The following is a 13,173-nucleotide window of genomic DNA, read 5'->3' as shown; positions in this document are numbered from 1 at the left end:
AAGCATTTGATAAAAACAACAAAAGCCGTTAATTATAACGGCTTTTTGAATTTTGGTAGTCGCGAATGGACTCGAACCATCGACCCCCACCATGTCAAGGTGGTGCTCTAACCAGCTGAGCTACGCGACTATTTTAAGATTGATCACATGGACTGCAATCAATTAAGGTTGCGCATTCTATCCGAAAGCCAGTCGTTAGGCAATGGGATCACGCTTATAATATTGCCATGCAGATTTTTCAGTTGCCCATGGGCGCACCGATCACCACATTGACCGACACGCTCGTAGAGTCCCTCAGTGAACACCAATATTGCCTGATTGATCAATGCTTGCCGTCCGACACCATCGCCGCATTGCGCACGCTGGCATTGGCGCGCGACCAGCAGGGGCAGATGCATCAGGCGGGCACGAGTAAAGCCGCTATTACCAATCCCAATCTTCGTGCTGACCGCATTGCCTGGCTGGAAGCCGACGACCCCAACCCTGCCTTGCAAGCCTACTTTAGCCTGATGGCTGAGGTGCAACAGATGGCGAATCGTCACCTGATGATGGGACTGGCCACTTACGAAACCCATTTTGCCCTCTACCCCGCCGGTTCCAACGGCTACGCCACGCACATCGACCAGTTCCGCCAACACGCCCCCCAAATACCAAGCGGCGTCCGCAGCTTGACCGCAATTATCTATCTCAATGAGGATTGGCCAGAACAAGCAGGGGGGGCCTTGCGCCTGTATCTGGATGAACATCACAAGACCCCGGAGCAGGACGCCAGACATCTGGATATCTTGCCGCTAGGCGGCCGACTCGTGCTGTTTTTATCCGCCAGATTCTGGCACCAGGTATTGCCGGCCATCCAGCCAAGAGTGAGCGTGACGGGCTGGTTTAAAACACGCTAAATTACTGTGCCGTTTGCACGGGTGTCGTTAAACGGCTAAACAATTCGGCGCCTGCATAGCCATCTTGTGGCAACCCTTTGCTCGCTTGATATCGACGGATCGCGGCCTGGGTTTTGGCCCCTGGAAAGCCATCAGGGACCCCACAATCAAACCCTTGCGCGTTTAATGACTCCTGCAACAGCCACATTTGCTGATAGCTGAGCGCAGGTGGCTCAGGCGGCAGCTGTAAGGTATAACTGTCCTGACGCAACTGCTGGCTGAGCAAACTCACAGCTAGCGCATAATTAATGGAGCGGTTCCATTGCATAATGACGTCAAAATTGGGGAATACCATATATGCCGGACCATCAAAGCCCTGAGGCAATACAATCGACGCTTTTGGCAACGCCAGCGCGCTGGCTGGAACGCCCGCCACTCCGGCTTTCACCCACTCACTGACAGCTTTGGTCTGTTGCCATTGCGCCTGGCTGTAATCAAAGCCCGCAGGCAAGGCGACCTGAAAGCTCACCGGCTGGCCAGGCTGCCAGCCCGCCTGCGATAAATAATTTGCGGCAGAACTGAAGATATCTGGATAAGAGTCCCAGATATCAATCTTGCCATCCGCATCGGCATCCACCCCATATTTGAGCAAAGTGGATGGCATAAATTGCATATGCCCGGTCGCGCCCGCCCATGACCCCACCACCGGGCTATCATAGCGTTGATCACGCTCCACCACACGCATCAGGTTCAACAGCTCTTTTTTAAAGAACGCTGCGCGCCGGCCTTCAAATGACAGGGTCGCCAAGGCAGACGCTAACGGGATATCCCCGGTAAATCCGCCAAAATTGGTTTCCAGCCCCCAGAAGGCCACCAGCACCTCCTTCGGCACCTGATACAACTCTTCTACCACATAGAGAACGCCACCATAGTCCTGCATCATGAGTTTGCCCTTGCTCACCACACGCGGATTAATGCGGCGGTTCACATAGGCAGAAAAGCTGGTGACGAATTCCGGTTGCTTGCGGTCAAGCTCAATCACCCTTGGCAAATAGACGACGCCCGTTAGCGTCGCGTCAACCGCGGCCGGCGCAATCTGCATCGTTAATGCTTCCTGACGTAATGCCGTTAACCAGGGCTGAAAGCCTTCCGGCGAGGCCTCTTGCGCCGTACCCGCCTTTGCAGACAGGCCAAGCGCTGTCAGCAGCAAGCCAAGAAACAGTGTGAGAATATTTTTTTTATACATGATCCATTTTAGAGAGTATGGCTGCATAGCCTGCCTGATAATCGGCAAATAAAAACGGGTAACCGGATTGCTGCAAAAACGGGTTGCGGATCCGTTTACCGCTCTGCAAGTCACCGGTCGGGGTCACAGGCCCTGGCCGCTGCAGTTGCTGCGCCAGCCATTGCAACACCTCATGTTGTGGCACTGGCGCACCATCCGTCAAAATAATATGCGCTGGCAAGGGCAGTGCGTGTTCAATCTGGCGGTAAAAATGCACCACCGCACCTGCAACGTCCAGCTCATGAATGCGATTGGTCCATTGGATATGTTGTGGCCAGCGCTCAGGGGTTTGCAGCAACTTGAGCAGATAGAGCCGTTGCGGACCGTAAATTCCGGACACGCGTAACGCGGTATGCGAGCAAGGCAAGCCGTCCAGCAATTGCTCGGCTGCCAGGATCGTCTGGCCATTTTCTTCAGCCGGCATGGCAGGCGTATCATCATCAACCCACTGCCCTTGCTGCTCGCCATACACACTGGTACTCGAAATAAAAAACACATGCTTTAACGCGCGCTGATCCACATTGGCCAGCACATGCCGCAAGCCATCGACATAAGTTTGCTGGTAGCTCTGCCCTGCCACGGGCGCCAGGCAATACAGCAGGATTTCCGGGGCCTGGTCTGCCAGGGCAGACAGGCCATTTGCAGAGACGACATCCAGGTAGAGGGCGGCTGCGCCGTCAGGCACAGACTGCTGAGAGCGCCTGACGATTGTCAATGCATACCCTTGGGCCAGGGTCGCCTGGGCAATCAGCTTGCCCAATGCACCACAGCCTATCTGCAAAACACGCATCGTGGCCCTTTACCGCGCCTGGCCAGGCAGAGGATGCTTGCGCAAGTAACGCTCGGCCATCAGCATGGCGGACATCGTCTTGCTATCAGTAATTTCACCGTCTTCAATCGCTTGCATAATGCGTTCAAACGGCCAGACCATCACATCCATCGCTTCGTCGATATCTCTGGCATGATCACCCAGTGAGAGGTCTGTCGCCAGATAAATATGAATCACCTCATTGGAATAGCCGATGCAAGGATGCTGTATCCCCAGCTTGGTCCAGTTCTTGGCCGCATAGCCGGTTTCTTCAAGCAACTCACGCTGGCCTGTGGTCAATACCGGCTCACCTGCATCGATCTTGCCAGCCGGTAACTCTATAAACACCTGCTTGAGGGGATAGCGGAATTGGCGCTCTAGTACAACCTCACCGGCATCGGTGAGAGCGACTACGACGACAGCACCAGGGTGCACAACATACTCGCGACCGCTGATCACGCCGTTTGGCAAGCGTGCTTCGTCGTAGCGGACAGTGAGCATTTTTCCCTGCGCCATCACCGCACTGGAAACCGTTGTTTCAATTAAATGTGCATCCTCATTGAGTACTGTTGCTTCTGTCATATTTCTCTTTACTGATTAACACTATTTTTATATTCAAGGTTGATTGACTACTTAACTGTTGAAGGTATTGCACTGATTAAGGTCGCCAGACTGCAAGCCTTGCTTGAACCAATATACCCGCTGTGCAGAACTGCCATGGGTGAAACTATCTGGCACCACATAGCCTTGGGCCTGCTTTTGCAAGGCATCATCGCCAATAGCCGTTGCCGCCTGCAGCGCTTCTTCCACATCGCCGGCTTCCAGCACATGATACTGTTGATCAGCATAATAGGCCCAGACACCCGCATAGCAATCGGCCTGTAGCTCTAGTTTGACCGAATAGGCGTTGGATGCAGCCTCAGACCCGGCCTGTTGCCTGGCTTGTTGTACCTTGGCTGAAGTCCCCAGCAGATTTTGCACGTGGTGCCCCACCTCATGCGCAATCACATACGCCTGTGCGAAATCTCCAGGCGCTTTAAAGCGGTCTTGCAACTCCTGATAAAAACTCAAATCAATATAGACTTTTTGGTCTGCCGGGCAATAAAACGGCCCCATGGCCGACTGCCCCTGACCACACGCAGTGCTGGTCATGCCACTAAACAGTTGCAGATTGGGCGCCGTATATTGCCGTCTACTGGCGGAGAACTGTTGCTGCCAGATTTTCTCGGTACTCCACAGCACCTGAGAAACAAACTTCACCTTGGGGTCCTGGCTTTGCTCAGGACGCTGCGGCGACTCGGCCACAGGTTGGGCTTGCTGCGCCAGATTTAACACCAGCTGGGGATCGACGCCAAAATACATGGCGACCAGCACCAGTGCAATGGTGCCTATGCCGATACTGCGCCCACCAAAACCGCCACCGCGGCGGTCTTCAACATGCTGACTTTCTTCCAAATCGTCCAGGCGCACAGAAACCCTCTATCCGTATGAATGAAAAATGTTGCGGGAATGTGATTACTTTAGCATGCAGCACTGATAAAATCACACCATGTTTACTGGGATTATTCAAACCGTCGGCAGGATTGCCGAAGTCGTTCCACATGGCGAAGATTGTGCATTACGCATAGAAGCGCCGTCTTTGGGCATGGAAGATGTGCAGTTGGGAGACAGCATCGCCGTCAACGGTGTCTGCCTCACCGTCACTGACTTTAATTCACACAGCTTTCAGGTCATGGTATCCAAAGTCACGCTAGAGGTCACCACCGGCCTAAGCCAACCTGGGCCTGTCAACCTGGAAAAAGCCATGCGACTGGCTGATCGTATGGGCGGCCATCTGGTGACCGGGCATGTGGATGGTATAGGCAGCATCACGGCACTGGAGTCCGTCGGCGAATGCTGGCTACTCAAAGTGCGCGCGCCTCATGCCATCAGCAAATACATTGCAAAAAAAGGCTCACTCTGCGTGAATGGCATCAGCCTCACCGTCAATGAGATTCAGCAGGATGAGGTCAGTATCAATTTGATCCCGCATACCATGCAGCACACCATGATGCAGCATGCCAAAGCGGGCGACCCGGTGAATCTTGAAATTGACGTGATTGCGCGCTATGTCGAGCGGATGCAAGCTTGGGAGCAGGAATAATGTCGGCGCAAATCAGTCCTATCGAGGCCATTATTGCCGATATCCGTGCTGGCAAAATGGTGATTCTGGTCGATGATGAACACCGTGAAAACGAAGGTGACTTTGTCATCGCCGCGGAATTTGTCACCGCTGAGCATATCAATTTTATGGCCAAATATGGCCGTGGCCTGATCTGCCTGACGTTGACCGAACAGCGTTGCCGTCAATTAAACCTGCCACCTATGGTGCAAAAAAATGGCACGCGCCTGGGCACCAACTTTACCGTCTCGATTGAGGCTGCTGAGGGCGTCACCACGGGTATTTCGGCCGCAGACCGCGCCACCACCATCCGTGCCGCCATTGCCAAGCAGGCCAATGCAAGCAGCATTGTTAGCCCCGGGCATATTTTCCCGTTATCGGCGATGAATGGTGGTGTACTGGTGCGCGCAGGCCATACCGAGGCAGGCTGCGACCTGGCGCAACTGGCAGGCTGTGAGCCCGCCAGCGTCATCTGCGAAATCCTCAAAGACGATGGCGAGATGGCAAGGTTACCAGACCTGATGCAGGTCGCCACCGAGCACAACATCAAAATCGGCACCATTGCCGACTTGATCCACTATCGTGCGGCACACGAAAGACTGATAGAACGTAGTGCAGAACGCGAAATAGAAACCGTGTTTGGCACTATGCGACTCATCGCCTATCGCGATCATATTGCCCAGGAAACCCATCTGGTGCTGATCAAGGGCCAGCCCGAGCAAAGCGATGAAGTGCTGGTGCGGGTCCATGAGCCGCTGTCGATGATAGACCTGCTAGATAGCAGCCACCAATCACATAGCTGGAATCTGCTCCAGGCCATGCGTACCATCAGCACGGCCGCGTGCGGCGTCATCGTACTCATCAACCATGATGAAGATGGCCTCGGCCTGACTGACCGTATTTTGCGGGCAGACCAAAAACTGGTCCTCAATCAGGAGTTGCGTAATTACGGTATCGGCTCACAAATCTTGCTCGACCTTGGCGTGAAAAAAATGCGCCTGATGGCTGCCCCGCGCAAAATGCCGAGCATGGATGGCTTTGGTTTTGAAATTACCGGATATTTGAGCGCTGAGGAAGCACATGCATGAAACGCAGCCATAAAGCCTATCCCCAATGAGTGAGCAACTGACTTTGAATGACCAGACAAGCCGTCTGGACCTGACCGGCCAAATCCTGATTGCCATGCCAGCCATGCAGGACCCCTACTTCAGCAAAAGCGTGATCCTGATCTGCAATCACGACGAAGATGGCGCCATGGGCATGATCCTCAACCATCCCTTGCAACTGAATGTGGGCGACCTGTTTGAACAGCTGGAGATGGAGTGCCATGTTGCGCAACAACAGGCGCGCCCGGTGCATTTTGGCGGGCCGGTTCAGGTAGAACGTGGCTTTGTCCTGCATGCGCCAGCCACTGAATTTAATACCACCATGGGCTTATCGGATAGGCTGGCCATGACCTCATCCAAGGATATCCTCGAAGCCGCCGCCCGTGATGAAGCGCCACAAGACATGTTTATTGCGCTCGGCTACACCGGCTGGGCAGCCGGTCAGCTGGAACAGGAAATCCAGGCCAACGCCTGGCTAACCTTGCCATTGGCAGATCACCACCAGCTGCACAAGTTGATTTTTAAATTACCCAGCGATGACAAGCTGTTCTGGGCCATGCAGCAATTAGGGGTGGACTTTGCCACCTTGTCCGAGGTTGCCGGGCATGCCTGATGCAACCAGGCTTGGCAAACAGCCACTGAACCAAAGCCATTTACCGATCACCCAGCGTCGCTATCCCGATATCACCGGCACCCTGCTGGCGTTTGATTTTGGTGAAAAACGCATCGGGGTGGCCGTCGGCGACACCCTGCTCAAACTGGCACACCCACTGCTGACCATAGAGGCTGAAGAAAACGCCGCCAAGTTCGCGCAAATTGAATCCTTGCTAAAAGAATGGCAACCGGCGCTGCTGGTGGTTGGGCTACCCATGTCCCTGGATGGCGAGGCCCATGCCATGACGGCCTTGGCGCAAAAGTTTGCCCAGCGTCTCGAGGGCCGCTTTAACTTGCCGGTGGTGATGGTGGATGAACGCCTGTCGTCGGCGGAGGCCTCACAATCCCTGCGCGAAGCAGGCATTCGTGGCCGTGCGCAAAAGCAGATGCTGGATCAAGTTGCCGCCCAAACTATATTACAATCTTATTTTGATGCTTATCATGCACGTAAGTAGCACAGGATACTCATGACTTTACCTGATCCCGAACAATTACTTGATCATCTGTACGCTCAACTCAAACCGCGTATTCAGGCGGAAACGGCTCTGGTTGGCATTTATACGGGCGGCGTCTGGCTCATGCAAAAACTGTTGCAGCGCTTGCAGGCCGAGCTGGGGCAAGACATTGTGCATGGCAAGCTGGATGCAGCCATGTATCGCGATGATTATGCGCAACGTGGCCTCAAAACCGCTGCGCAGCCCGCGCAAATTCCGTTTGATGTAAATGGCAAACACATCATCCTGATTGATGACATTTTTTATACTGGCCGCACCACACGTGCCGTCATGAATGAATTATTTGATTACGGCCGTCCGGCTTCGGTGCAATTGGCGGTACTGATTAACCGTGGTGGCGCCCAACTACCGATCCGCCCCGATATGACTGGCGCCGATCTGCCATTGCAGGCCAATCAATCGTTTGAACTGGCAATCAATACTCAGGGCAAACTGCACCTGAGCATTGCCACCTCGGCAGCGAATGGAGTGGATGCCAATGTATAACCCGCAACTAAACGCCCAGGGCCAGCTGCAACACTTGCTAAGCATCGAAGGTCTGCCCAAGCGCATCCTGACCGATATTCTGGACACCGCCGAAAACTTTGTCGGCGTTGCCGAACGCGAAGTGAAAAAAGTGCCGCTGCTGCGTGGCAAAACCGTCTGCAATATCTTTTTTGAAAACAGTACGCGTACACGTACCACGTTTGAAATTGCTGCCAAACGCCTGTCGGCCGATGTGCTCAACCTCAATGTCAGCACCTCGTCACAATCCAAAGGCGAGACCATCCTCGATACGGTGAACAACCTGATTGCAATGCATGCGGATATGTTTGTGGTCCGTCACCAGCAAAGCGGTGCCGCGCATTTTATTGCGCAACACGTGCCACCGCACATCAGCGTGATCAATGCCGGTGATGGCCGCCATGCGCACCCGACCCAAGGCTTGCTGGATGTATTCACTATCCGCAAATACAAGCCAGAGATGCACAACCTGCGCGTGGCGATTGTGGGCGACGTCTTGCATTCGCGCGTCGCCCGCAGTGAAATCCATGCGCTCACCACGCTGGGCGTCCCAGAAATCCGCGTCATCGCACCGCGCACCCTGTTGCCTGCCGATGTGGAAAAGCTGGGCGTGCAAGTGTTCCACAATATGGAGCAAGGCCTCAAAGACGTAGACGTCGTCATGATGTTACGCCTGCAAAACGAGCGCATGTCCGGCGCCTTGTTGCCCAGTTCACAGGAGTTTTTCCAGACCTTTGGTTTGACCCCTGAGCGCCTGGCACTGGCCAAGCCGGATGCCATTGTCATGCACCCAGGCCCGATGAACCGGGGCGTAGAAATTGATTCGGCAGTGGCGGACGGCAAACAGTCCGTGATCCTGCCACAGGTCACGTATGGGATTGCAGTACGCATGGCGGTGATGGCAATTCTTGGAGGAGGCAACGCCGCATGAATATCCTGATTACACAGGGCCGCTTGATGGATGCCAGCCAGCAGCTGGATCAGGTGCAAGATCTTTATATCAGCGCAGGCAAGATTGTTGGCATGGGTGCAGCGCCCCAAGGTTTCCAACCAGACCAGACATTGAATGCCGAAGGCAAATGGGTGTTACCTGGCCTGGTGGATTTGTGTGCGCGCCTGCGGGAACCGGGCAGCGAATACAAAGCAACCTTACTAAGTGAGTTACGCGCCGCCATGGCGGGTGGCGTCACCAGTCTGGCCTGCCCGCCAGACACTGACCCGGTACTGGACGAGCCTGGCCTGGTCGAGATGCTCAAGCACCGAGCAAAATCCCACGCCCTCGCCCATGTCTATCCACTGGGCGCAGTCACACGGCAGCTTGAAGGCCATTTACTCACAGAAATGTTCGCCCTGACCGCCGCCGGTTGTGTGGGCTTTTCACAGGCGGATACAGCGATTGTTGATACCCAGGTCTTGTGGCGGGCGTTTGAATATGCCGCAACCTTCGGCTATACGCTGTTCATGCGTGCCGAAGATCCGTACCTGGCAAAAAACGGGGTCGCCCATGATGGCGAAGTCGCCTCCAGACTGGGGCTCAAAGGCATCCCAGCGGCGGCAGAAAGCATTGCGCTGCAAACCATGTTGCGGATCGCCCAGGCCACAGGCGCCAAATTGCATATCGCCCGCGTATCCACGGCTGAATCGGTTGAGTTGATCAGGCAGGCCAAACAGACTGGCATGACGGTCACGGCGGATGTCAGCATCCAGCACCTGCACCTGACCGATATGGATATCGGCTTTTTTGACAGCATGGTACATCTGAAACCGCCTGCACGCACCCAACGCGACCGTGACGCGCTACGTGCTGGCTTGCTGGACGGTACGCTAGATGCAATTTGTTCAGATCATACGCCAGTAGATGATGACGCCAAAGCATTACCGTTTGCCGAGTCGCACCCTGGTGCCTCCGCGCTTGAGCTCTTGCTGCCACTGACCTTGAAATGGTCTGCGCAGGCCAAACTGGCCCCCTTGCAAGCCCTGACCAAAGTCACGCAAATCCCCGCGCGGATTCTGGGTGTTAATGCAGGCACTTTGCAAACGGGTGCCACGGCCGACGTGGTGATTTACGACCCGGAAATGGAATGGCGCGTAGATGGCCGCGCCCTGCTCAGCCAGGGCAAGAATACGCCATTTGTGAATCACAGCCTGACCGGCAAGGTCACTGCCACCATTACGCAAGGCAATCTGGTGTTTCAACAGGAAACCGTGCAGCTTGCAAGATGAATCTTGCAAGCATGCCGGATGGCTGCCCGGCATGCCTGTTGAATAACGTTTACAAAATATCCAGATCAGAAATTTTGCCGCGTTCCTGGTTTTCCGGATTAACGACTTTGCTGTTGAGTTTAAACTTGAGTCGCAAGTCGTTGACCGAGTCGGCATTACGCAAGGCGTCTTCGTAACTGATCTGGCTGGTTTCAAACAGGTCAAACAAGGCCTGATCAAAGGTCTGCATGCCCAGCTCTCGGGATTTGGCCATGACTTCTTTAATGCCGTGTACATCACCTTTATAAATCAGATCTGAAATCAGCGGTGAATGCAGCAGGACTTCGACGGCAGCCACCCGGCCCGAGCCATCCACTTTAGGAATCAACCGTTGTGAGGCAATACAGCGCAGGTTGAGCGACAAGTCCATCAGCAATTGCTGTCGGCGCTCTTCGGGGAAAAAATTGATAATGCGGTCCAGCGCCTGGTTGGTGCTGTTGGCGTGCAAGGTGGCCAGACACAAGTGACCGGTTTCAGAAAAGGCGATCGCGTAGTCCATGGTTTCACGGTCGCGGATTTCGCCGATCATGATCACATCCGGCGCCTGGCGTAGCGTATTTTTGAGGGCGGCGTGCCAGTTGTCCGTATCCACGCCCACTTCACGCTGAGTGACAATGCAGTTGCGGTGGCTATGCACAAACTCTACCGGGTCTTCAATGGTGATAATGTGCCCATAACTGCTTTCATTGCGGTGCCCCAGCATGGCGGCCATTGAGGTCGACTTACCTGATCCCGTGCCGCCAACAAAAATAATCAGGCCGCGCTTTGCCATCACCACATCCTTGAGTACGGGCGGCAAATTCAAGTCATCAAATTTGGGGATATTGGTATTGATCACCCGAATCACCAGACCTACGGCACTGCGCTGCACAAAGGCATTGACACGGAAACGGCCCACCGATGGCATGCTGATCGCAAAATTGCACTCCATGGTTTCTTTAAACTCTTGCGCTTGCTTGTCATTCATGACAGTACGCGCAATTTCGGCCGTTTGCTGGGTACTCAAAGTTTGTGAGGTAATGGGTGTGAGCTTGCCATCAATCTTCATGGCCGGCGGAAAGCCTGCGGTAATAAACAAATCCGAGGCTTTACGCGTGACCATGAGCTTCAACAGGTCATTAATAAATTTCTCGGTTTGCGCGTGATCGGCACCGGTCTGCATGCTGCTATCCATCTTTAATATTTATCCGATAATGCCATCACGGTTAGCCGCTTTGGTACGCGCCTCATCGGCGCTGATGACGTTGCGTCGCACCAGATCTTGCAGATTCTGGTCCAGCGTTTGCATGCCCACACTTTGGCCCGTCTGAATTGCCGAATACATCTGCGCGATCTTGTTTTCGCGGATCAGGTTACGGATGGCGGGGGTTCCGATCATGATTTCATGGGCAGCCACCCGGCCCTGCTCGTCTTTGGTTTTACACAGGGTTTGCGAGATCACAGCGCGCAAAGACTCTGAGAGCATGGAGCGCACCATTTCTTTTTCTGCCGCCGGGAACACATCGACCACCCGGTCTATGGTCTTGGCCGCAGAGCTGGTATGCAGGGTCCCAAATACCAGATGACCGGTTTCGGCCGCAGTCAGCGCCAGGCGGATCGTTTCCAGGTCACGCATTTCACCCACCAGAATCACATCCGGGTCTTCACGCAAGGCTGAACGCAGCGCATTTTCAAACGACATGGTATGCGGCCCGACTTCACGCTGGTTAATCAATGACTTTTTCGAGGTATGCACAAATTCGATCGGGTCTTCCACGGTCAGGATATGCGACATCTGGGATTCATTAATGTAATCAATCATCGCCGCCAGTGTGGTCGATTTACCGGAACCGGTCGGCCCGGTCACCAGCACAATGCCACGCGGCGTATCGGCCAGGTCCTTGAACACGCGTGGGGCGTTAAGCTCTTCCAGCGTCAACACCTTGCTAGGAATGGTACGGAATACCGCACCGGCGCCGCGCTGGTGGTTAAATGCATTGACCCGGAAACGCGCCAGGTCAGGGATCTCGAATGAAAAATCGCATTCCAGCTTTTCTTCATACACTTTGCGCTGGCTGTCATTCATGATGTCGTACAACATGCTATGTACTTCAGCATGATCCATGGCGGGCAAGTTGATTTTACGCACATCGCCATGCACGCGTATCATCGGTGGCAACCCGGCTGACAAATGCAAGTCTGAGGCTTTGTTTTTAACTGAAAACGCCAATAAATCTGAAATATCCACAATCCACTCCAGTGATTATTTATATAATGTTATTTTTTACCGCTACCCGGCACCGTGTTGCTTCCAATGACTGATATTGCTGACAATCTGGCACTCATCCGCCAACAACTGGCCCAGGCACGTGCAAGCTACCAAGCCACACAAACGGTCACCTTATGTGCGGTGAGTAAAGCACAACCTGCCTCAGCTCTCAGGGAGGCCTATCAGGCCGGTCAAACGGTGTTTGGTGAAAACTACCTGCAAGAAGCGCTCGCCAAACAACAGCAACTGCAGGACTGTGCGATAGCATGGCATTTTATTGGCCCGATTCAAAGCAACAAAACACAGCCAATTGCCTGTCATTTCGATTGGGTGCATTCGGTGGACCGCCTTAAAATTGCACAACGCTTGTCTGACGCGCGCCCTGCAGACATGGCGCCTTTGAATATTTGCGTGCAAGTCAATATTAGCCAGGAATCAAGCAAAAGTGGTGCCAGCGCTCAAGAGGTGCTGGATCTGGCTTTAAATATCAGGCAGTTACCGCGCTTGCATTTGCGTGGCCTGATGGCGATTCCGGCCCCCGTGGAAGATTTCGACCAGCAACGTGACCAATTTCGGCAGGTACGGGCCCTGTTTGATCACCTGAATGCGCATGACTTGCAGCTGGATACCCTCTCCATTGGCATGAGTGGTGACTTTGCCGCAGCCATTGCCGAAGGCGCGACGCTGGTGCGCATCGGCACGGCCATTTTTGGTGCCCGCCCGCGCAAATCCGATAACGACTCAGTTTAAAGAAG

Annotated in this window: 15 protein-coding genes and 1 tRNA gene; 9 read left to right on the top strand and 7 right to left on the bottom strand. The window is 54.1% G+C overall.

Features of this window, described 5'->3' with window-relative positions; all coding sequences use genetic code 11:
- Positions 1–53: 53 nt before the first annotated feature.
- Positions 54–130: transfer RNA gene (locus ACT53C_RS08085), tRNA-Val, on the bottom strand.
- Between the two features lie 97 nt (positions 131–227).
- Between ACT53C_RS08085 and ACT53C_RS08080 the strand changes: the two genes are divergently transcribed.
- Positions 228–896, top strand: a complete 669-nt coding sequence (locus tag ACT53C_RS08080) for a 2OG-Fe(II) oxygenase (RefSeq protein WP_476145504.1) — start codon at positions 228–230, stop codon at positions 894–896.
- Position 897: 1 nt separating this feature from the next.
- Here the strand turns inward: ACT53C_RS08080 and ACT53C_RS08075 are convergent, their stop codons facing one another.
- From ACT53C_RS08075 to ypfJ, 4 genes are read right to left on the bottom strand one after another with little or no spacing between them, the layout of a single operon-like run.
- Entirely contained in the window at positions 898–2,121 is a 1,224-nt protein-coding gene (locus tag ACT53C_RS08075; RefSeq protein WP_476145503.1) for a lytic murein transglycosylase, read from the bottom strand.
- Positions 2,114–2,950 carry an NAD-dependent epimerase/dehydratase family protein gene (locus tag ACT53C_RS08070; RefSeq protein ID WP_476145502.1) on the bottom strand — a complete coding sequence of 279 codons (837 nt, stop codon included), beginning with the start codon at positions 2,948–2,950 and terminating at the stop codon, positions 2,114–2,116. Before ACT53C_RS08070 ends, ACT53C_RS08075 begins: the two co-directional genes overlap by 8 nt.
- Before the next feature lie 9 nt (positions 2,951–2,959).
- Positions 2,960–3,550 carry an NUDIX domain-containing protein gene (locus ACT53C_RS08065; RefSeq protein ID WP_476145501.1) on the bottom strand — a complete coding sequence of 197 codons (591 nt, stop codon included), beginning with the start codon at positions 3,548–3,550 and terminating at the stop codon, positions 2,960–2,962.
- Positions 3,551–3,601: 51 nt separating this feature from the next.
- Complete coding sequence (gene ypfJ / locus ACT53C_RS08060) at positions 3,602–4,438, bottom strand: KPN_02809 family neutral zinc metallopeptidase (protein WP_275355893.1); 837 nt, start codon at positions 4,436–4,438, stop codon at positions 3,602–3,604.
- Between the two features lie 79 nt (positions 4,439–4,517).
- Here ypfJ and ACT53C_RS08055 point away from each other — a divergent pair, with 79 nt between their 5' ends.
- The 7 genes from ACT53C_RS08055 to ACT53C_RS08025 are packed head-to-tail and all read left to right on the top strand — an operon-like array spanning position 4,518 to position 10,131.
- Positions 4,518–5,111 (top strand): riboflavin synthase, encoded by a 594-nt coding sequence (locus ACT53C_RS08055; RefSeq protein ID WP_476145500.1) that lies wholly within the window; start codon positions 4,518–4,520, stop codon positions 5,109–5,111.
- Complete coding sequence (gene ribBA, locus ACT53C_RS08050) at positions 5,111–6,217, top strand: bifunctional 3,4-dihydroxy-2-butanone-4-phosphate synthase/GTP cyclohydrolase II (RefSeq protein ID WP_476145499.1); 1,107 nt, start codon at positions 5,111–5,113, stop codon at positions 6,215–6,217. Before ACT53C_RS08055 ends, ribBA begins: the two co-directional genes overlap by 1 nt.
- A gap of 25 nt (positions 6,218–6,242) precedes the next feature.
- On the top strand, positions 6,243–6,848 hold the full coding sequence (locus ACT53C_RS08045; protein WP_194748241.1) for a YqgE/AlgH family protein: 606 nt from the start codon (positions 6,243–6,245) through the stop codon (positions 6,846–6,848).
- Entirely contained in the window at positions 6,841–7,344 is a 504-nt protein-coding gene (gene ruvX, locus ACT53C_RS08040) for a Holliday junction resolvase RuvX (protein ID WP_194748242.1), read from the top strand. Before ACT53C_RS08045 ends, ruvX begins: the two co-directional genes overlap by 8 nt.
- 12 nt (positions 7,345–7,356) lie before the next feature.
- Positions 7,357–7,890: a bifunctional pyr operon transcriptional regulator/uracil phosphoribosyltransferase PyrR gene (gene pyrR, locus ACT53C_RS08035; protein ID WP_194748243.1), complete on the top strand. Its 534-nt coding sequence runs from the start codon at positions 7,357–7,359 to the stop codon at positions 7,888–7,890.
- Positions 7,883–8,839 carry an aspartate carbamoyltransferase catalytic subunit gene (locus ACT53C_RS08030; RefSeq protein WP_194748244.1) on the top strand — a complete coding sequence of 319 codons (957 nt, stop codon included), beginning with the start codon at positions 7,883–7,885 and terminating at the stop codon, positions 8,837–8,839. Before pyrR ends, ACT53C_RS08030 begins: the two co-directional genes overlap by 8 nt.
- Positions 8,836–10,131 carry a dihydroorotase gene (locus tag ACT53C_RS08025; RefSeq protein WP_476145498.1) on the top strand — a complete coding sequence of 432 codons (1,296 nt, stop codon included), beginning with the start codon at positions 8,836–8,838 and terminating at the stop codon, positions 10,129–10,131. Before ACT53C_RS08030 ends, ACT53C_RS08025 begins: the two co-directional genes overlap by 4 nt.
- Before the next feature lie 49 nt (positions 10,132–10,180).
- Here ACT53C_RS08025 and ACT53C_RS08020 read toward each other — a convergent pair whose 3' ends face one another.
- On the bottom strand, positions 10,181–11,344 hold the full coding sequence (locus ACT53C_RS08020) for a PilT/PilU family type 4a pilus ATPase (protein ID WP_476145497.1): 1,164 nt from the start codon (positions 11,342–11,344) through the stop codon (positions 10,181–10,183).
- A gap of 9 nt (positions 11,345–11,353) precedes the next feature.
- On the bottom strand, positions 11,354–12,397 hold the full coding sequence (locus ACT53C_RS08015; RefSeq protein WP_194748247.1) for a type IV pilus twitching motility protein PilT: 1,044 nt from the start codon (positions 12,395–12,397) through the stop codon (positions 11,354–11,356).
- 66 nt (positions 12,398–12,463) lie between these two features.
- Between ACT53C_RS08015 and ACT53C_RS08010 the strand changes: the two genes are divergently transcribed.
- A complete protein-coding gene (locus tag ACT53C_RS08010; RefSeq protein WP_476145496.1) occupies positions 12,464–13,168 on the top strand; it encodes a YggS family pyridoxal phosphate-dependent enzyme in 705 nt (234 codons plus the stop codon).
- Positions 13,169–13,173 lie beyond the last annotated feature (5 nt).

Source organism: Methylophilus sp. DMC14 (assembly GCF_056314085.1).
The sequence above is the reverse complement of the archived record's forward strand: the minus strand, read 5'-3'. Positions and strand labels throughout refer to the sequence as shown.

Bases quoted from the DNA above. Each gene is read 5' to 3' on its own strand.
- ACT53C_RS08010 (WP_476145496.1), top strand. From the start codon at position 12,464: ATGACTGATATTGCTGACAATCTGGCACTCATCCGCCAACAACTGGCC.
- ACT53C_RS08020 (WP_476145497.1), bottom strand. From the start codon at position 11,344: ATGGATAGCAGCATGCAGACCGGTGCCGATCACGCGCAAACCGAGAAA.
- ACT53C_RS08075 (WP_476145503.1), bottom strand. From the start codon at position 2,121: ATGTATAAAAAAAATATTCTCACACTGTTTCTTGGCTTGCTGCTGACA.
- ACT53C_RS08025 (WP_476145498.1), top strand. From the start codon at position 8,836: ATGAATATCCTGATTACACAGGGCCGCTTGATGGATGCCAGCCAGCAG.
- ribBA (WP_476145499.1), top strand. From the start codon at position 5,111: ATGTCGGCGCAAATCAGTCCTATCGAGGCCATTATTGCCGATATCCGT.
- ACT53C_RS08070 (WP_476145502.1), bottom strand. From the start codon at position 2,950: ATGCGTGTTTTGCAGATAGGCTGTGGTGCATTGGGCAAGCTGATTGCC.
- ACT53C_RS08065 (WP_476145501.1), bottom strand. From the start codon at position 3,550: ATGACAGAAGCAACAGTACTCAATGAGGATGCACATTTAATTGAAACA.
- ACT53C_RS08030 (WP_194748244.1), top strand. From the start codon at position 7,883: ATGTATAACCCGCAACTAAACGCCCAGGGCCAGCTGCAACACTTGCTA.
- pyrR (WP_194748243.1), top strand. From the start codon at position 7,357: ATGACTTTACCTGATCCCGAACAATTACTTGATCATCTGTACGCTCAA.
- ruvX (WP_194748242.1), top strand. From the start codon at position 6,841: ATGCCTGATGCAACCAGGCTTGGCAAACAGCCACTGAACCAAAGCCAT.
- ACT53C_RS08055 (WP_476145500.1), top strand. From the start codon at position 4,518: ATGTTTACTGGGATTATTCAAACCGTCGGCAGGATTGCCGAAGTCGTT.
- ACT53C_RS08080 (WP_476145504.1), top strand. From the start codon at position 228: ATGCAGATTTTTCAGTTGCCCATGGGCGCACCGATCACCACATTGACC.
- ACT53C_RS08045 (WP_194748241.1), top strand. From the start codon at position 6,243: ATGAGTGAGCAACTGACTTTGAATGACCAGACAAGCCGTCTGGACCTG.